This is a genomic window from Micromonospora sp. CA-248089, assembly GCF_050948515.1.
Taxonomy (GTDB): domain Bacteria; phylum Actinomycetota; class Actinomycetes; order Mycobacteriales; family Micromonosporaceae; genus Micromonospora.
On sequence record NZ_CP192016.1, the window covers coordinates 3,329,543 to 3,345,078 of the forward strand.

Annotated in this window: 21 protein-coding genes; 4 read left to right on the plus strand and 17 right to left on the minus strand. The window is 73.8% G+C overall.

The genetic code is table 11. The features are described 5' to 3' along the window. Window positions 1–258 precede the first annotated feature (258 nt). The 12 genes from ACQP26_RS15845 to ACQP26_RS15900 all read right to left on the minus strand — a co-directional run bounded on the left by ACQP26_RS15845 (window position 259) and on the right by ACQP26_RS15900 (window position 9,260). Window positions 259–846, minus strand: coding sequence for a MerR family transcriptional regulator (locus ACQP26_RS15845; RefSeq protein WP_269706062.1), 588 nt, complete (start codon window positions 844–846; stop codon window positions 259–261). Window positions 847–990: 144 nt separating this feature from the next. Next, on the minus strand, window positions 991–1,455 hold the full coding sequence (locus ACQP26_RS15850; RefSeq protein WP_088647333.1) for a bifunctional nuclease family protein: 465 nt from the start codon (window positions 1,453–1,455) through the stop codon (window positions 991–993). 210 nt (window positions 1,456–1,665) lie between these two features. After that, window positions 1,666–2,367 (minus strand): transcriptional regulator FtsR, encoded by a 702-nt coding sequence (gene ftsR / locus ACQP26_RS15855; protein ID WP_269706060.1) that lies wholly within the window; start codon window positions 2,365–2,367, stop codon window positions 1,666–1,668. 50 nt (window positions 2,368–2,417) lie between these two features. Beyond that, window positions 2,418–2,870: an oxoglutarate dehydrogenase inhibitor Odhl gene (gene odhI, locus ACQP26_RS15860; RefSeq protein ID WP_007071101.1), complete on the minus strand. Its 453-nt coding sequence runs from the start codon at window positions 2,868–2,870 to the stop codon at window positions 2,418–2,420. Window positions 2,871–3,086: 216 nt separating this feature from the next. Next, window positions 3,087–3,467, minus strand: a complete 381-nt coding sequence (gcvH, locus tag ACQP26_RS15865; RefSeq protein ID WP_269706058.1) for a glycine cleavage system protein GcvH — start codon at window positions 3,465–3,467, stop codon at window positions 3,087–3,089. Between the two features lie 54 nt (window positions 3,468–3,521). Beyond that, window positions 3,522–4,460 carry a DUF881 domain-containing protein gene (locus tag ACQP26_RS15870; RefSeq protein WP_433493216.1) on the minus strand — a complete coding sequence of 313 codons (939 nt, stop codon included), beginning with the start codon at window positions 4,458–4,460 and terminating at the stop codon, window positions 3,522–3,524. A gap of 10 nt (window positions 4,461–4,470) precedes the next feature. After that, the gene (locus ACQP26_RS15875) at window positions 4,471–4,803 is read right to left on the minus strand and encodes a small basic family protein (protein ID WP_007071104.1); all 333 of its coding nucleotides are present in this window, start codon (window positions 4,801–4,803) and stop codon (window positions 4,471–4,473) included. After that, the gene (locus tag ACQP26_RS15880; protein ID WP_433493217.1) at window positions 4,800–5,768 is read right to left on the minus strand and encodes a DUF881 domain-containing protein; all 969 of its coding nucleotides are present in this window, start codon (window positions 5,766–5,768) and stop codon (window positions 4,800–4,802) included. Before ACQP26_RS15880 ends, ACQP26_RS15875 begins: the two co-directional genes overlap by 4 nt. Beyond that, window positions 5,765–6,391, minus strand: a complete 627-nt coding sequence (locus ACQP26_RS15885) for a CDP-alcohol phosphatidyltransferase family protein (RefSeq protein ID WP_433493218.1) — start codon at window positions 6,389–6,391, stop codon at window positions 5,765–5,767. Before ACQP26_RS15885 ends, ACQP26_RS15880 begins: the two co-directional genes overlap by 4 nt. Before the next feature lie 308 nt (window positions 6,392–6,699). After that, window positions 6,700–7,170, minus strand: a complete 471-nt coding sequence (locus ACQP26_RS15890) for a MarR family winged helix-turn-helix transcriptional regulator (protein WP_269706051.1) — start codon at window positions 7,168–7,170, stop codon at window positions 6,700–6,702. Between the two features lie 48 nt (window positions 7,171–7,218). After that, entirely contained in the window at window positions 7,219–8,406 is a 1,188-nt protein-coding gene (locus ACQP26_RS15895; protein ID WP_433493219.1) for a PP2C family protein-serine/threonine phosphatase, read from the minus strand. 107 nt (window positions 8,407–8,513) lie between these two features. Then, window positions 8,514–9,260: an SAM-dependent methyltransferase gene (locus ACQP26_RS15900; protein WP_433493220.1), complete on the minus strand. Its 747-nt coding sequence runs from the start codon at window positions 9,258–9,260 to the stop codon at window positions 8,514–8,516. 129 nt (window positions 9,261–9,389) lie between these two features. Between ACQP26_RS15900 and ACQP26_RS15905 the strand changes: the two genes are divergently transcribed. From ACQP26_RS15905 to ACQP26_RS15915, 3 genes are all read left to right on the plus strand, one after another. Continuing rightward, window positions 9,390–10,235, plus strand: coding sequence for a universal stress protein (locus ACQP26_RS15905; protein ID WP_281577807.1), 846 nt, complete (start codon window positions 9,390–9,392; stop codon window positions 10,233–10,235). Window positions 10,236–10,343: 108 nt separating this feature from the next. Next, window positions 10,344–10,553 carry a hypothetical protein gene (locus ACQP26_RS15910; RefSeq protein ID WP_013286381.1) on the plus strand — a complete coding sequence of 70 codons (210 nt, stop codon included), beginning with the start codon at window positions 10,344–10,346 and terminating at the stop codon, window positions 10,551–10,553. Continuing rightward, window positions 10,550–11,023, plus strand: coding sequence for a hypothetical protein (locus tag ACQP26_RS15915; RefSeq protein ID WP_433493221.1), 474 nt, complete (start codon window positions 10,550–10,552; stop codon window positions 11,021–11,023). Before ACQP26_RS15910 ends, ACQP26_RS15915 begins: the two co-directional genes overlap by 4 nt. On the opposite strand, the gene ACQP26_RS15920 is transcribed toward ACQP26_RS15915, so the two are convergent. Then, on the minus strand, window positions 11,020–11,220 hold the full coding sequence (locus tag ACQP26_RS15920) for a hypothetical protein (protein WP_269697006.1): 201 nt from the start codon (window positions 11,218–11,220) through the stop codon (window positions 11,020–11,022). The two genes, ACQP26_RS15915 and ACQP26_RS15920, sit on opposite strands and share 4 nt — an antisense overlap. Before the next feature lie 126 nt (window positions 11,221–11,346). Between ACQP26_RS15920 and ACQP26_RS15925 the strand changes: the two genes are divergently transcribed. Then, complete coding sequence (locus ACQP26_RS15925) at window positions 11,347–12,003, plus strand: hypothetical protein (protein WP_269706039.1); 657 nt, start codon at window positions 11,347–11,349, stop codon at window positions 12,001–12,003. Here ACQP26_RS15925 and ACQP26_RS15930 read toward each other — a convergent pair whose 3' ends face one another. The 4 genes from ACQP26_RS15930 to selB all read right to left on the minus strand — a co-directional run bounded on the left by ACQP26_RS15930 (window position 12,004) and on the right by selB (window position 15,535). Beyond that, on the minus strand, window positions 12,004–12,186 hold the full coding sequence (locus ACQP26_RS15930; RefSeq protein WP_194803387.1) for a hypothetical protein: 183 nt from the start codon (window positions 12,184–12,186) through the stop codon (window positions 12,004–12,006). A 66-nt stretch (window positions 12,187–12,252) separates the two neighbouring features. Next, window positions 12,253–13,530, minus strand: coding sequence for a hemolysin family protein (locus ACQP26_RS15935; RefSeq protein WP_433493222.1), 1,278 nt, complete (start codon window positions 13,528–13,530; stop codon window positions 12,253–12,255). Further along, window positions 13,530–13,727 (minus strand): hypothetical protein, encoded by a 198-nt coding sequence (locus ACQP26_RS15940; RefSeq protein ID WP_030503909.1) that lies wholly within the window; start codon window positions 13,725–13,727, stop codon window positions 13,530–13,532. Before ACQP26_RS15940 ends, ACQP26_RS15935 begins: the two co-directional genes overlap by 1 nt. Before the next feature lie 44 nt (window positions 13,728–13,771). After that, the gene (gene selB / locus ACQP26_RS15945; protein WP_433493223.1) at window positions 13,772–15,535 is read right to left on the minus strand and encodes a selenocysteine-specific translation elongation factor; all 1,764 of its coding nucleotides are present in this window, start codon (window positions 15,533–15,535) and stop codon (window positions 13,772–13,774) included. Between the last annotated feature and the right edge of the window lies 1 nt (window position 15,536).

Consider the following 15,536-nt stretch of genomic DNA (forward strand, 5'->3'; position numbering starts at 1 on the left):
GACAGTGAGCAAAACGGCCGAAGCCGATTGACGTATCGCGGCAGACCGGACACGAACCGTCATCGCGAACGGCGTACGGTCCTTTTCGGACATCGCCCGCGCGCATGCCGTGACCTGCGCAGATTCCCGGCCACCCCGAACCGCTTTCCCCGCCGGCCCCGACCCAGGGCGGAGGACCACACCCCGTCACCAAAACACGAATCGCACCGCACCCTTTTTCGGGCGCGGCGCGATCCCGTCAACGAGACGCGACGCAGGTCACCCGGCCCGGCGCCGCGCCCGGCGCGCCGCCAGCTCGTCCCCGACCGACTCCGGCTCCGGCTCCACCGCCGGCACGGCCGGCTCCTGCCCGCCCACCGGCTCCGCCGGCAGATGCGACAACGAACCCTGGATCTCCTTGAACGCGCCACCGATCGCGATGCCGAACACGCCCTGGCCACCCTGCAACAGGTCGACCACCTCCTCCGGCGACCGGCACTCGTACACGGTCGTCCCGTCGGAGATCAACGTGATGCCCGCCAGATCGTCCACCCCACGCGACCGCAACGCCTCGATCGCCTTACGGATGTTCTGCAACGACACCCCGGCGTCCAGCAGCCGCTTCACGACCTTCAACACCACCAGGTCGCGGAACGAGTACAACCGCGACGTCCCCGAACCCGACGCGTCGCGCACACTCGGCACCACCAGCGCCGTACGCGCCCAGTAGTCGAGCTGCCGGTAACTGATCCCCACCGCCGAACACGCGGTCACACCCCGGTAACCGACCTCGCCGTCACCGGCCGGATCGGCCCCCACACCCGCCTGCCGTTCCGCACCCGGACCAGAATCCCGCGGCTCGTGCATCGGACCAACCTCCCCGCGCCCGTGGCGGTGCCGCGTCGATTCCCCGTACGCGCACCACTCGACACGGCAACCCTAACGCCGCCCCCCGGACTTCACCCGCAGGAAACACCGCGACACGCCGCGCCACCACTCGGGCGGGACACCTCAACCCGCGAAGTCCTCCGGACGCACCTGCTCCAGGAACTCCCGGAACTTCTCCACCTCGTCCTCCTGCTCGTCCGGGATCACGATCCCCGCCTCACTGAGGACCTGCTCCGCACAACGAATCGGAGCACCCACCCGCAACGCCAACGCGATGGAGTCACTCGGCCGCGCCGACACCCGCACACCGTCACCGAGGAGAAGATCCGCGTAGAACACGTTCTCCTTCAACTCGGTGATCTCCACCGCCCGCAACGGCGCCTGCAACGCCGCCAGCACATCCCGCAGAAGATCGTGCGTCAACGGCCGGGCCGGCTTGACCCCCTGCTGCTCGTAAGCGATCGCCGTCGCCTCGACCGCACCGATCCAGATCGGCAGATAGCGGTCCCCCTCGACCTCCCGCAGCAGGACGATCGGCTGGTTGCTGGGCAACTCCACCCGAACTCCGACCACGCTCAGCTCGCGCACCGCCGCCTCCGTGTCGTCGTCACCTTGCACCGCGCCCTTCCCTGCACGGTACACGGACCAGGACACGGGAGTCCCACGCGCTACGTGCACCACGCCTCGCCGGACGGGCATACCCCGGCAAGCCTACGACACGCTCCGCCGACCAGATCTTTCCGCGCCACCCACGACGAAGGGCCGGGCGCCCACAGCACCCGGCCCCTCGCACCGACCTCACCGGCCCAACGTCGACCGCAGCCCCACCCGCACCAACGCCGCGTGCAACCGCTGCGACAACGCCACCAACTCCCGCGCCGTCTCCGCCGCCCGCGCCCGCGCCGCCGGATCGCTCTGCCGCGCCAACGGCGCCACAAGCTGCGCGAACAACCCGACCTCACGATCCGCCGCCGACCGGAACGCCCGCAGATGCCGAGGCTCCAACCCGTACGCCGCCAGACCCGCCACCGCACTCGCGATGATCAACGCATCCGCGTCGTACCACCCCGGCGGATCCGGCACCAGCACACCCAGCCGCTCCAACTCCGCGAGCGTCGACTCGTCCACACCACTACGAGCGATCAGACCCGCCCGGTCCAGCCGCACCTCCGACGACTCGGCCGACTCCGCCGGCTCCCGGCCCGGAACCTCACCACCCGGACCCACAGCCACCAGATTCGGCCGCCCCCGCCCCGGCGACGGACCAGACCCGTCCCACTCGGCCAACTGCTCCCGGATCACCCGCAACGGCAGGTACTGATCCCGCTGCGCGGTCAACACGAACCGCAACCGCGCCACGTCGTCCCAGCCGTACTTCCGATAACCCGACGGCGTCCGCTGCGGCTCCACCAGGCCCTCGGCCTCCAGAAACCGCAACTTCGAGATCGTGACGTCCGGAAACTCCGGCCGCAACTGCGCCAGCACCTCGCCGATACTCATCAGCGCAGGCGCACGCGCCGCCCCGGACGGCGTCGAAGCCGCAGGCTCGTTCACCCCCGGCCGGCCTCCTCCTCCGGGCGCGGACCGGCGATGAACACCACCCGGAACTTGCCGATCTGCACCTCGTCACCGTTGCTCAACGTCGCCGCCTCGACCCGCTCACGATTCACGTACGTGCCGTTCAGGCTGCCCACATCCCGCACCGTGAACGTCCCACCGTCACGGTGGAACTCCGCGTGCCGCCGCGACACCGTCACGTCGTCCAGGAAGATGTCACTGTCCGGGTGCCGCCCACTCGTCGTCACATCGTGGTCCAACAGGAACCGGGCACCCGCATTCGGACCCCGGCGAACCACCAGCAACGCCATACCCGGCGGCAACGAACCGGACATCCGGCTCGGCACCACATCGGTGTCCGGCCCCTCCAGCACTTCGTCGAGCGAACCGAGATTGAGCGTCGAAGTGACGTCGAGCGGGGGGAACTCGTCGTCTGGGCGCGTCATGGGACCACCTCACGGATCTGTTCGGTCGGCGTCAGGGAATGGCGGGACTGGCCGCCGGGCAACACCACACCCGGCGGCTGGCTCCCCGTGCCCGGGAAGGCGCATTCCGCAACGCTCAAACTATTGGTTCTCGGTCGACTGGGCGAGCCTAGCCAGCGCCGAAATGCAGGGCAACCGGACGCGCGGAACCGCGCCGCCGCCCGGAACAGCACGAACTCAGCTCTCGGTGAGCTCGCGGTACGCATCGGCGGTCAGCAAACCCTCGACCGCCGCCGGATCGTCCGGAGTGATCTCCACCAACCACCCCGCACCGTACGGATCCGTGTTGATCACCTCAGGGGTGTCGGCCAGCGCCTCGTTGCGCGCCGCCACCGTGCCACTCAACGGCGCGTAGATCTCCGACACGCTCTTCGTCGACTCGATCTCGCCCAGCGACTCACCCGCCGCCACCACCGCACCGGCTTCCGGCAGCTGCACGAACACGATGTCACCCAGGGCGTCCTGCGCGAAGTGCGTGATACCGACGCGGACGACACCACCGTCACCACCGACCACCCACTCGTGCTCGGCGGTGTACCGCAGATCCTCAGGAATCACCAACTGCGTCCTTCGTCATCGGTGCACCGGAGAAACCGGCGCGGCCGCGACCGGTCAGGAGACCGGCCGGGCGTGGTCCAGCTTGATCGGCGCGTGCAGCTGCGAAACCTCCACAACCTCACGATCCTCGGACGTCACGTTACCGCCGCCGTCCCGCACCGATGCGACCACCCCGCCGGGAATGTTCAACGCCGTACGCATCGTCGCCGGATCACCGATCACCATGATCGTGAACGGACCCGTCAACCGCCGCCCGTCCACCACCAGCGCACCGTCCGGCCCGTCCACGAAATACGTCGACGCGATGATCCGCGCCGCCGTACCGTCCGCACCCTGGATCTGCATCGCCTCCGCGCCCGCACCCCGCAGCTCCTGCACCGCGTCCAGGATCCGCGTCGACGACACCGCCTTCGCCGGCCCCGTGAACCGCACCTCAAGACCCGGACCCACCGCCGGCAACGTCCCCGCCAGGATGCCCAGCTCGTCCGCCCGCCGCGTCGCCTCCTCCAGCGCCGCCTGCCGGCCCTGCTCACCCGAGCGCAACTGCCGCTGGCTCTCCTCCAGCAACTCGATCTCCTGGCGCAGCCGCCGCTCCCGCGAATCCAGATCCGACGAGATCCGCACCAGGTCCTCCTCCCGCGTCGCCGCGAGCGTCGGATCCGTCGACGTCGTCTTGAACTGCACCACCAGCGTGAAACCCAGCAACGCCAGCAACACCGCGATCATCGCGCCCGCCGACGAGAACCGCCGCGCCGCCGACGGCGCCGCCGCCCCGGCCGACGCACCCGGCTCCGGCTCGGACTCCGGCACCGCCTCCCGCTCCGCGGGCTCCGCCGCCTCGTCCGGCATCGGCTCCACCGGCGCCAACGGGCTCAACTCGTCCGGATCGGGCGCGTCCGGGCGCGGATCCGGCTCACCGGCCGGACCCGACGGCCGCGCCGGCTCCCCCGGCCGCGGCCACCCCGTACCCGTCTCCCTGTGTTCCTCGCTCATCGCCACAAACCTACGCCCGGAACAGGTGCCGGCGGATCGCCGCCACATTTCCGAAGATGCGCACCCCGAGCACGACCACCACACCGGTGGACAACTGACCGCCCACGCCCAACTGGTCACCCAGATACACGATCAGCCCCGCCACCAGCACGTTCGAGATGAACGACACCACGAACTGCTTGTCGTCGAAGATCCGGTCCAGCTTCGCCCGCACCCCACCGAACACCGCGTCCAACGCGGCCACCACCGCAATCGGCAGATACGGCTGCAACGCCGCCGGCACCGTGGGGTCCAGATACACCCCGAGCACCACACCGGCGAGCAACGCCAGCACCGCGATCATCGGCCACCTCCCGAGGGGCTGGAAGAACCACCCGGGCCGGACGACCCGGGACTCGACGAACCGGCGGCACCCGAACCCGAGGGACGCGCACTCGCGCTCGGACTCGGGGTCGCCGGAGGCTCGGCGTAGCGTAGCCGCGGCTGCGGCGCCGCCGGCAGGGTGAGGTCGTCGGCCCGCTTCACCCCGAACGACAGACCCGTCGTCCGCGCCACCTCACGCATCAACGCCGCCGCCCGGCTCTGGTCGAACCGGTCCCGCATCGACCGCGGCCCGATCGCCTGCACCTCGTACGGACCCGTCACCGGCCGGTAGTCCACCAGGATCGCCTCACCCGCCGACCGGATCGTCGACGTCGCCGTCAACCGCTGGCCGTTCACCGCCACCGCCTCGGCACCCGCCGCCCACAACGCGTTCGCGACCTTCTGCAGATCCGAATACAGCACCCGGGACGGACCCGCGTCACCGGTGGTCACCCCGTCCTGATCCGCCGCCGCGTCGGCCAGCCGCACCACCACGCCGTCCCCGCGCACCCGGGCCAGGCCGGTACCCGCCTCCAGCGTGCGCAACCGGGACGCCTGCGAACCGCTCAACGTCGCGTCCCGCTGCCGCCCGACCTCCTCACGCAACTGCTCGGCGCGCTCGGTCAACCGGTCGGTCTCCGCCTCCCGGCCCTTGATCTCGGCGACCAGCCCTGCCCGCGCCGTCGCGCGGCTCGGCTCATCCGCCACCGTCTCCCGGTACGCCACCGCGAACAGGAACCCGATCACCGCCAGCACCAGCAGGCTCACCGGCCGGCCCAGCACCTGGCGTACCCGCGACACCGAGCCCGTCGCGCGGCGCGCCGCCGCGTCCCCGTACCCCGGGTCCAGCGGATTGCGGAACAGCTCGGTCAGGAAGTCCGGCGCGTACACCCGGGTCGACGGGTCGCGCTCCTTCTCCCCGTCCCGCGACGGCGCGGTGGTCATGCCGCCGCCTCCGCGCGCTGCGCCCGCACGAGGCGGGCGGCCTGCACCACGTACATCGCGCCGGCGACCCAGTAGAGGACGAGGCCCCACCACGCCAGACCCCAGCCGATCGCCCCGGCAGCGGTGCCGGCGTCCGGCACCGCGTCGGCCAGCAGCAGGATCGGGAAGGCCGCCAGCAGCAGGAACGTCGCGGTCTTGCCCACGTAGTGCACCGGCGGCGGGCCGTAGCCGTAGCGGCGCAGCACCCCGAGGGACACCAGCAGCAGCAGTTCCCGGGCCAGCAGCGCCCCGGTGAACTGCCACGGCACCACCTCCCGGGCGGTGAACGCGAGCAGCGTGGCGAGGATGTAGAGGCGGTCGGCCAGCGGGTCGAGCAGCTCGCCGAGCCGGCTCACCTGTCCCAGGCGGCGGGCGATCCAGCCGTCCACCCAGTCGCTGGTCCCGCCGACGGCGAGCACCGCGATGGCGGCGACGTCGGCTCGGACCACGAGGAACAGGTAGAGGAAGATCGGCACGCCGACGAGCCGGACGAAGCTGATCAGGTTGGGCAGCGTGAGGACGCGGTCTCCCACGACAGTGGTCCCGGAATCCGGTTGCTCCGATGGAGCCGGCCGACGCGACACCGAACCCTCCCTTCGCAGCACGGTCCGGCAGCCGGATGAACGGCCGCTGGAGGGACGTGCGCGTTGCCGGCCGGTCAGACGCCGGCGCCCTCTGTGATCCCGGGCTGGGACCTCCCCGACGCGGCCCGCCCTCGTCGTGATCACGGACCGCCCAGTTGCGCTGCCACTATATCGGGCTCGTCCTTCTCCCCCGGGTGCCGTGCTGCGTCGTTGCTCAGTGGTGTCACGGTGGGGACCGTCACACCCGCTAGGGCATCCTAGGACACTAGTCGAGCGGCTGGGGACGGTGCGCGTGGCGGGGTGTGAGGTCAGGCGGAGCGGGCGGTCGAGTCCGAGCCGGCCTGCGGGGTGGTCATCGTCGCGGCCTGGCTGAACGCCACCAGCGCCAGCAGCAGCTCGTGCTGCACCCGGTTGGGCATGCGGTCCAGCACGGCCTGCACCGCCCGGTGCCGTCGGTCCTGGAGGTCGCGCAGCAGCGTCTCCGCCGCCGCGGTGGGGATCAGCCGCACCTCCCGCCGGTCGCGCGGGTCCGCCACCCGGCGCAGCAGGCCGACCGCCTCCAGGCGGTCGCAGAGCCGACTCGCCGACGACGGGACCACGTCCAGCAGCTCGGCCAGCCGGTTCACGTTGGTGTCCGGATGCGACACGATCAGCGACAGCACCCGCAGCTGCGTGGGCGAGACGCTGACGGTGTGCCGGGACGTCGCGGAGTCGAGCACACCGATGAGCGCCTCCGCAGCCGATTCGATGGCCGCGGCAAGATTCGGAGGTCGCTCCACTCGCTGTCCCCTGCGATCGTCCCGCTCGTGTCCGCTCCGCCGCCCCCGTCACTGCCCCGTCACGTCGCCGGACCGGCTGGAGCCGCGCCAGTCCAGGCAGACGACGACCGCGTCGTCACGGAGGTCCGCGTCGGCATGGTACGCATGCAGTTCGCGCATCACCGTACCAACTGCCTCGGTCGCCGGCTGCAGCCGAGTCGACCGCATCGCGCGCGCCATCGCCCGCATACCGTACGGCTCCTGGTCGTCGGGCTCCGCCGCGTACACCCCGTCGCTGACGACGAAGAGACGATCGCCCGGCTCCAGAGTGAACTCCTGCACGTCGTAACGCGTCTCGGCGAACATGCCCAGCGGCAGCTGCTGCTCCAGCGCGATCGGCGTGACGCGGCCCCCGCGCAGCCGCAGCAGTTGCGGTGAACCGGCGTCCACCGCCCGCATCACGCCCCGGCGGCTGTCCAGCTCCAGCAGCAGCGTGGCCACGTGCCGGCTGCCCCGGTGCTGGTAGTAGATGGTGTCCGAAGCCAGCTCCGCCTGCTCCACCAGGCTGCCGCCGGAACGCCTGGCGTTGCGCATGGCGTTCACCGTCATCGCCGTGAGCATCGACGCGGCCAGCCCGATGCCGGTGCCGTTGAGCACGGTGAGGGTGAGCCGGTCGCCGTCCACCGACCAGTCGAAGTGGTCGCCGCCCACCGTGTACGCCGGTTCGAGCTGCCCGGCGAGCAGCGCGTCGCCGATCCGTACGCTGCGCCCCGGCAGCAGATCCCACTGCATCTCGGCGGCCATGCTCAGCCGCTCCCGCCGCCGGGCGCGCCGGTAGCGGTCGGTCTCCCGGTCGGCCGCCCGGATCGCCACGGCCAGCTCCCCCGCGGCGTCGCGGGCCGCCTCCACAGTGGCCGCGTCCGGGTCGCCGGGCAGATCCACCATCAGCACGCCGAGCCGCTCCCCCCACACCGACAGCGGCAGGTAGGCGCGGCAGCGGCCGTCCTCGACGACGTCCAGCACCGGCTCCTGGCTGCTGAAACAGCGCTGCGCCACGCTGTGGGCCAGCAGCGGGCCGCCGTCGGGCACGTCCGGGTCGAGCACCGGCCAGAGCCCGCTGGCGCGGTAGTCGGCGACGAACACCTCCGCCCGCGCGGCCCCGAGCGTCTGGCGCAGCACCGCGTCCGCGGTCTCCGCCAGCTGGTCGGGTGACGCCGTGCGCAGGGCACGCGACACCGATCCGGACGCCTCCGGCATGCTCATCCTCCGATGACGACTATTGCTACAGGGCAAACATCATACGAAGGTGCCCGAACGGTGAACGCCCCGCCTCGGCCGCGCGTGACCCGACCGGCTCAGCCGGCTCAGCCGGCCTCGCGCAACGCCAGCGCGCCGTGGAACGCGTCCGGCACCGGCTCCGGCTCACCCGCCGGCCGCCACCGCGCCACCGGCACGATGCCGTCGCCGGTCGGCTGCCAGCGGCCCAGCAGCGGCGCGAACCGCTCGGGCGCCCGCATCCGGAACGCCGGACCCATCATCGCCAGCGCCTCGGGGTGCCCGGCCAGCTCCTCGGTGTCGAAGTCGATCGCGAGCCGGCTGCCCGGCGCCACCGCCTGGTACAGCTCGTCGAGCGTACGCGCGAGCGTCTCGTCGTCCAGGAACGCCGCCAGCCCGAGGAAGACCACGCCCACCGGCCGTCTCCCCCAGCCCGGGACGAAACGGTGCAGCAGCGCCCGGTCGACGGTCCCGATGTCGGTGGCGTCGCCGTAGCCGTACCCGGCCCGGTCGCTGCCGGCGAGCAGACTCCGGCCCAGCCGGACCGTCTCCGGGTCCACGTCGGTGTAGAGGACCGTCGCCTCCGGCGCGACCTCGTGCACGTTGCCGCAGGTGGGGACGCCCGCGCCGAAGACCAGGAAGCCGTTCACCCCGTCGGCCGCCATCGCCCGCACGGTACGGCCGAGAAAGCCGCGCAACGACCGGAAGATCGCCGCACAGGGCCCGTACGCCGCCTCGAACGCGGCGGCCGCCGCCACGTCCACCGGGCGGTGGTGCCGGCCGCCGAGCCAGTAGTCGATCATGCGGGCGGTGCTCGGTCCGTCCGGCTGATCCATCGACGGGGCTCCCTCCCCTGGGCGCTGCACCCGAGCGTACCCACCGGGCGACCCCGCGCGGTATCGCCCCGGGCCGGCCACCCGGGCCGCGATACTGGCCGCGGGAGCGCCGGCCACGAGGAGGTACGGGTGAACTCGGCGAACGGGGCCGCGGTGGTGGTCGGGGTGGACGGCTCCGAACCGGCGACCCGGGCGGTGCGCCTGGCGGCCCGGGAGGCCCGGCGGCGTAACCGCCCGCTGCGGGTGGTGCACGGTTTCATCTGGCCGTTGCTGCGCGTACCGGTCTCCGCGCCGGCCGGGTCACCACCCGGCGCCGGCCTGCGCAACCAGGCCGAGCAACTGGTCTCCGACGCGGTCGCGGCGGCCGAGGCCGAGTCGCCCGGGCTGCGCATCACCGGCGAGATCATCGACGGGGAGGCGGCAGCGGTGCTGCTCGGCGAGTCCCCCACCGCCGCCGTGGTCGTGCTCGGCGACCGGGGCCTGGGCGGATTCGCCGCGCTCGTGGTCGGGTCGGTGGCGGTGCAGGTCGCCTCGTACGCCGACTGCCCGGTCCTGATCGCGCGCGGCACGGACCACGAGGGCGGCCCGGTGGTGGTCGGCGTGGACGGCTCCACGCTGTCGCGCGCCGCCGTCGAGTTCGCCGCGGAGACCGCGTCCGCGCGCGGCGCCGCGCTGCACGTGGTGCACGCCCGCCCGGCGAGGCGCGGGCGCGACGACGAGGCCGAGGAGGGCGAGCGGGTGCTCGCCGAGGCGCTCGCCGGGATCGGCGAGCGGTGGCCGGACCTGCCGGTACGCACCGAGGCGGTACGCGCCAAGCCGGTCGCGGCGCTGACCGCGGCGTCGGCCGGGGCCCAGCTCGTCGTGGTGGGCCGGCAGGGCCGGGGCGAGCTGGGCGGGCTGCTGCTGGGCTCGGTGAGCCAGGGGATCCTGCACCGCTCCGCCTGCCCGGTAGCGGTGGTCCGGGCCCCGGACTGAGCGGCGGACCCGCCGGCCGGCCGAGCGGCGGGTCCGCCCGCAACGGTTGGTCCCGGCCCGGGCGGGTAGACGCCTGAGTCAGCCGACAGCGATCCGGAGGAGGCAGAGATGCCAGGACCACGGCCGGGCAGCAACGCGTACGACAAGCAGCGGGCACGCCTTCGCGACCTCGTCGAGCAGTCCGGACGGGCGTCCGACAAGGAGGCGAACCAGGTCGCGAACCGGATCCTCCAGGACGACAGGGGGCAACGCGGCGTGGTCCGGGGCGAACGGACCTACGGCCCCAAGGGCAACCGGGAACCGGGTGACCCGAAGTGAGGACGGCAGCGGTTGTCGACGGCGCCATCGCGGGCGCCGTCGGCAGCGCCGTCCTCAACGCGGTCTCGTACCTCGACATGGCGTTGCGGGCCCGGCCGGCCAGCAGCACCCCGGAATCGGTCGCCGGACGGCTGGCCGACGTCACGCACGTCGACCTGGGCCCCGGCGACGAGGCGGCGAACCGCCGCTCCGGTCTGGGACCACTGCTCGGGTACGCCACCGGCATCGCCGCCGGCGCCGCGTTCGGCGTGATCGCGGCGAGTCGGCGGATTCCGTTGCCGGTGGCCACGGTGCTGCTCGGCGGCGGCGTGATGGCGACCTCGGACGGCTCGATGACGGTGCTCGGCGTGACCGATCCGCGCACGTGGCGCCGCGCCGACTGGGTCTCCGACCTGATCCCGCACCTGGCGTACGGGCTGTCGGCCGCAGCCACCTGGCGGCGGCTGCGGCCGACGTCGGCTCGCGGTTAGCTCTCGTCGTCGGCGACCGGCTCACCGGCCGGGCCGTACGGCGACACCTGTCCCCTGGGGACGGGCCGTCCCGCATCCGCGTTCGACGTGCCCCGGCTCCGCGAACGGCCGCCCGCCTGGGTGGCCGTCTTGCGGCTGTCCTGGCTGGTGGCGCCGAGGTCGTTCCGGCGCAGTTCCTCCTGCTGCGGCTTGACCACGGGTCTCTCCTTCCGGTGGGGCGCACGGCCGTCGACCGCGCACCCCGCCCGCGTACCCGCCGCCGCCCCGCGCATTCCGGACGGGCCCGGGGGTCTGGCCGGGGCCGGGGCGGGTAATCCGGGTGGATGCCAGACGATCGCAACGTCGCACGGGCCCTGCTGGACCGGCAGTCCCGCACGTACGCGGAGGAGGCCGGCATCGCCCTCGCGGACCGGCCCGGCCCGCTCTACCAGTTGCTGGTGCTCACCACGCTGCTGAGCACCCGGATCCGGGCCTCGGTGGCAGTGGCCGCCGCCCGGGAGCTGTTCGCGGCCGGCTACCGCACCCCGCAGGCGATGGAGGCGGCGAGCTGGCAGGACCGGGTCGACGCGCTGGGCCGGGGCCACTACCGGCGCTACGACGAGCGGACCGCGACCATGCTCGGCACCGGCGCCCGCCTCTGCCTGGACCGCTGGCACGGCGACCTGCGGCGGCTGCACAAGGAGGCCGGCGCCGACCGGGCCGTGCTGCGTCGGCTGCTCACCGAATTCCCCGGCATCGGCCCCACCGGGGCGGACATCTTCCTGCGCGAGGCGCAGTCGGTGTGGCCGGACGTGTGCCCGTACGCCGACCGGCGCACGCTGGCCGGGGCGAAGCGGCTGGGCCTGCCGGCGAGCCCCGGCGACCTGGTCGGGCTGGTCGGCGAGGCCGACTTCGGCCGGCTCGCGTCGGCGCTGGTGCGGGTGGCCCTGGGCGAGGAGTCGGCGGGCGAGGTGAGCCGCAGCGCCGCCACGGCCCGGTGACTACTTGGCCGGGCCGGGTTTGGTCAGGTTCCAGGCCAGCAGCGAGGCGAGCAGCGCGAGCAGCACCACGCCGCCGGAGACGCCACCCTCACCGCCACTGTCGCGGCTTCCGGTGAAGCCGAAGTAGATCACGGCCAGCCCGGCCAGCACGGTGATGAACGTCCGCATTCCTCGGTCCTTCACGCCCGCACCGTACGACCGGCGGCGCGGGCCGGGACGCGGATCGGGCGGTTGTCCCCCGTCCGGGTGTCAGTCGGGGGTGCGCCCGACGGCGGGGCCGCGCAGCCGGACCCGGCGGATCGCCCGTCCGGCCACCTCGACCACCTCGACGGTGAGGCCGGGCAGTCGCACCCGCTCCCCCGAGCCCTCGGGCAGCCGGCCCAGCCCGGCCAGCACCAGGCCGGCCACCGTGGTGTACTCGCGCGACAGCGGGAACGTGACCCGTACGCCCACGTCGGGCAGGTCGTGCAGCGGGAAGTCGCCCGGCAGCAGCAGCGCGCCGTCCGGCTCCCGCACGGCGCGGCGCACGTCCCGGTCGGTCTCGTCGTACAGCTCGCCGACGACCTCCTCGAGCAGGTCCTCCATGGTGACCAGGCCGTCCACTCCGCCGTACTCGTCGACCACCAGCGCGAGCTGCTCGTGCCGCTGGCGCAGCTGCCGCATCGCGTCGGCCACCGGCAACGTGCCCGGCAGCAGCACCGGCGGGCGGGCCCGGTCGCCGACGCGCGCCCCGTCGGCGTCGACCAGGTCGCGGATGTGCACGGTGCCGCACACGTCGTCGAGCCCGCCGGGTCCGATCACCGGAGCCCGGGACCGGCCGGTGGCCGCGAGCCGCCGCATCGCGTCGGCCGCCGGCAGGTCGGCGGGCAACGTGGTCACGTCGCGGCGCGCGACGAGGATCTCCCGCAGCGTACGGCCGGCGATGTCGAACGCCCCGGCGAGGATCTCCCGCTGCTGGGCGGACAGGCCGCGCTGGCTGACCAGCATCTCCCGCAGCTCCTCCTCGGTCACCTCCTGCCGGCTGGCGCGCGGGTCGCCACCGGCGAGCCGGACCAGCAGGTCGGTGGAGCGGCCGAGCAGCCACACCGCCGGCCGGGACAGCCGCGCCAGCAGGTCCAGCGGCCCGGCGCTGATCAGCGCCCACCGTTCCGCGGTCTGCATGGCGAGCCGCTTGGGTGCCAGCTCCCCCACCACCAGGGTGAGGAACGTCAGCAGCAGCGTCACCAGGAATACCGCCACCGGGCGGGCCGCCCCGCCGAGGAACCCCAGCGGGCCGACGAGCGGCTCGGCGAGCGTCACCGCGGCGGCGGCCGAGGCGAGGAACCCGGCGAGCGTGATGCCGAGCTGGATGGTGGCCAGGTAGCGGTTGGGTTCGCGGGTGAGCCGGCCCAGCCGCGCACCGGCCCGCCCGGAGCGCGCCAGCCGGCGCAACTGCCCCTCCCGCAGGCTCACCAGCGCCATCTCGCTGCCGGACAGGGCGGCGTTGACGAGGATCAGCACCAGCACCAGCGCGACCTGGACACCCATCAGTCCGTCTCCAGGTCGTCCAGCGAGATCGCGTGGGTCATCAGCCAGCGGGCCAGCGCGGCCATCCCGAACAGCCACAGCGGCGCCGACTCGGTCGGGCCGTTCGTGGCGTAGATGGCGAACCGCAGATCCGGTGCCCGGTACGCCTCGATCCGCCACTTGTGGTTCTTGTCCCGCCAGACCGCGGAAGGGTCCATGGCGTCACGGTAGGTGACGGCTCGGGCCGGTGGCGCCGGATGGCTCAGCCCGGCGGGCGGACCACCTCGCGGGCGTCGTCGGGCAGCCGCCGGGTGGCGCCGCGCCGGTCCAGCAGTTCCAGCAGCGGCACCGCCACCCGGCGGGTGGTGCCGAGCGCCTGCCGGGCGGCGCTGAGCGTGAACGGCTGCGGCAGCCCGGCGAGCACGCGTACCGCGTCGTCCGGGGCGCCGGGCAGCAGCACCACGTTCTCGGCGAGCTTCAGCAGCGCGCCGGCGCGTACCGCGGCGCCGATCTCGCGGGGACCCAGGCCGAGGTCGGCCAGGTGGTGCGCCTCGGGGGCCTGGAACGGGCGGTCGCCGTACTCGGCCCGGACCCGGTCCACCGCCCGGGCCACCGCTTCCGGCAGGGTGTTCTGCCCGGCGGCGGTGACCAGGCCGTCGCGCAGCCGCAGCGGTGCGCGCAGCAGCGCCGTGACCAGGGCACGGTCGGGCAGGTCGAGGCGGTGGCGCAGCACGTCGACGGGTACGCCCGCGGCGAGCGGATGCTCGGCGGCGTACCGGGTGACCTCCTCGGTGAGGCGGCGGCCCAGGTCCCGCCAGTGTTCGGGGTCGGCCAGCCACTGCCCGGTCACCGGGGTCGCGGTCGGTGGCACGCCCATCCGGGTCAGGTCACCGGCGCGGACGAGCCGCCGCCGGCGCAGCTCCCCGGCCAGGTCCGGCCGTCCGTCCAGGCCGGCCAGCACCGCGGCACGGGCGGCCGCCGCACCCCGGCGGCGCAGCGGCGGAGGGTCCACGTCCAGCACTGTCACGCCGCCCGCGACGTGGTGCCGGCCGGGGTCGCGCAGCAGCGCCCGGTCCCCGATCAGCAGCGGCAGCGGGCGGTCCAGGCGCAGCCGTACCGTGTCCGGGCCCAGCGGCCGGACCCGGGCGGGCACCGCCGCCGAGCCGGCGTGCAGGGTGAGCGTGGCCGGGAGGTCGGCGGCCGGGTCGCCGGACAGCCGCACGTCGAGCAGGTCGGTGCGCCCGAACCGGCCCGGGGTGAGCAGCGCGTCGCCGCGCCCGACCCGGTCCCGGGACAGGCCGCGCAGGTTCACCGCGACCCGGGCCACCGCCTCGACCTCGGCATGCGCGACACCGAGGGAGTGCAGTCCGCGTACCCGCACCGTCTCCCCGGTGGCGGCCAGTTCCAGCTCGTCGCCGACGCGCAGCCGGCCACCGCCGAGCGTGCCGGTGACCACCGTGCCGCTGCCGCGCACGGTGAACGCGCGGTCCACCCAGAGCCGCACCGGCGCGTCGGCGGCCGGGTCGGGCAGCCGGGCGGTCAGGCGGTCCAGGGCTGCGCGCAGCTCGGGCAGCCCGGCGCCGGTGACCGCGGAGACCGGCACCGCCTCCACCTCACCGAGCGAGGTCGCGGCGATCTCCTTGCGGGCGCGTGCCGTCGCCGGCCCGGGGTCGGCCAGGTCCGCGCGGGTGACCGCGAGCAGGCCGTACGACACGCCCAGCGCGTCCAGCGCGGCCAGGTGCTCGGCGGACTGCGGCATCCAGCCCTCGTCGGCGGCCACCACGATCAGCGCGGCCGGGACCGGGCCGACACCGGCGAGCATGTTCGGCACGAACCGCTCGTGCCCGGGTACGTCGACGAAGGCGATCGTGCCGCCGGACGGCAGTGTGGTCCAGGCGAAGCCGAGGTCGATGGTCATGCCGCGGCGGCGTTCCTCCGCCCACCGGTCCGGTTCCATCCCGGTCAGCGCCCGCACCAGCGTGGACTTGCCGTGGTCGACGTGCCCGGCGGTCGCCACCACCCACATG

Coding starts and splice junctions, on each gene's coding strand:
- ACQP26_RS15845 (WP_269706062.1), bottom strand. CDS start 846: ATGCACGAGCCGCGGGATTCTGGTCCGGGTGCGGAACGGCAGGCGGGT.
- ftsR (WP_269706060.1), bottom strand. CDS start 2,367: ATGAGTATCGGCGAGGTGCTGGCGCAGTTGCGGCCGGAGTTTCCGGAC.
- odhI (WP_007071101.1), bottom strand. CDS start 2,870: ATGACGCGCCCAGACGACGAGTTCCCCCCGCTCGACGTCACTTCGACG.
- ACQP26_RS15870 (WP_433493216.1), bottom strand. CDS start 4,460: ATGAGCGAGGAACACAGGGAGACGGGTACGGGGTGGCCGCGGCCGGGG.
- ACQP26_RS15875 (WP_007071104.1), bottom strand. CDS start 4,803: ATGATCGCGGTGCTGGCGTTGCTCGCCGGTGTGGTGCTCGGGGTGTAT.
- ACQP26_RS15880 (WP_433493217.1), bottom strand. CDS start 5,768: ATGACCACCGCGCCGTCGCGGGACGGGGAGAAGGAGCGCGACCCGTCG.
- ACQP26_RS15895 (WP_433493219.1), bottom strand. CDS start 8,406: ATGCCGGAGGCGTCCGGATCGGTGTCGCGTGCCCTGCGCACGGCGTCA.
- ACQP26_RS15900 (WP_433493220.1), bottom strand. CDS start 9,260: ATGGATCAGCCGGACGGACCGAGCACCGCCCGCATGATCGACTACTGG.
- ACQP26_RS15910 (WP_013286381.1), top strand. CDS start 10,344: ATGCCAGGACCACGGCCGGGCAGCAACGCGTACGACAAGCAGCGGGCA.
- ACQP26_RS15925 (WP_269706039.1), top strand. CDS start 11,347: ATGCCAGACGATCGCAACGTCGCACGGGCCCTGCTGGACCGGCAGTCC.
- ACQP26_RS15935 (WP_433493222.1), bottom strand. CDS start 13,530: ATGGGTGTCCAGGTCGCGCTGGTGCTGGTGCTGATCCTCGTCAACGCC.
- ACQP26_RS15940 (WP_030503909.1), bottom strand. CDS start 13,727: ATGGACCCTTCCGCGGTCTGGCGGGACAAGAACCACAAGTGGCGGATC.
- selB (WP_433493223.1), bottom strand. CDS start 15,535: ATGTGGGTGGTGGCGACCGCCGGGCACGTCGACCACGGCAAGTCCACG.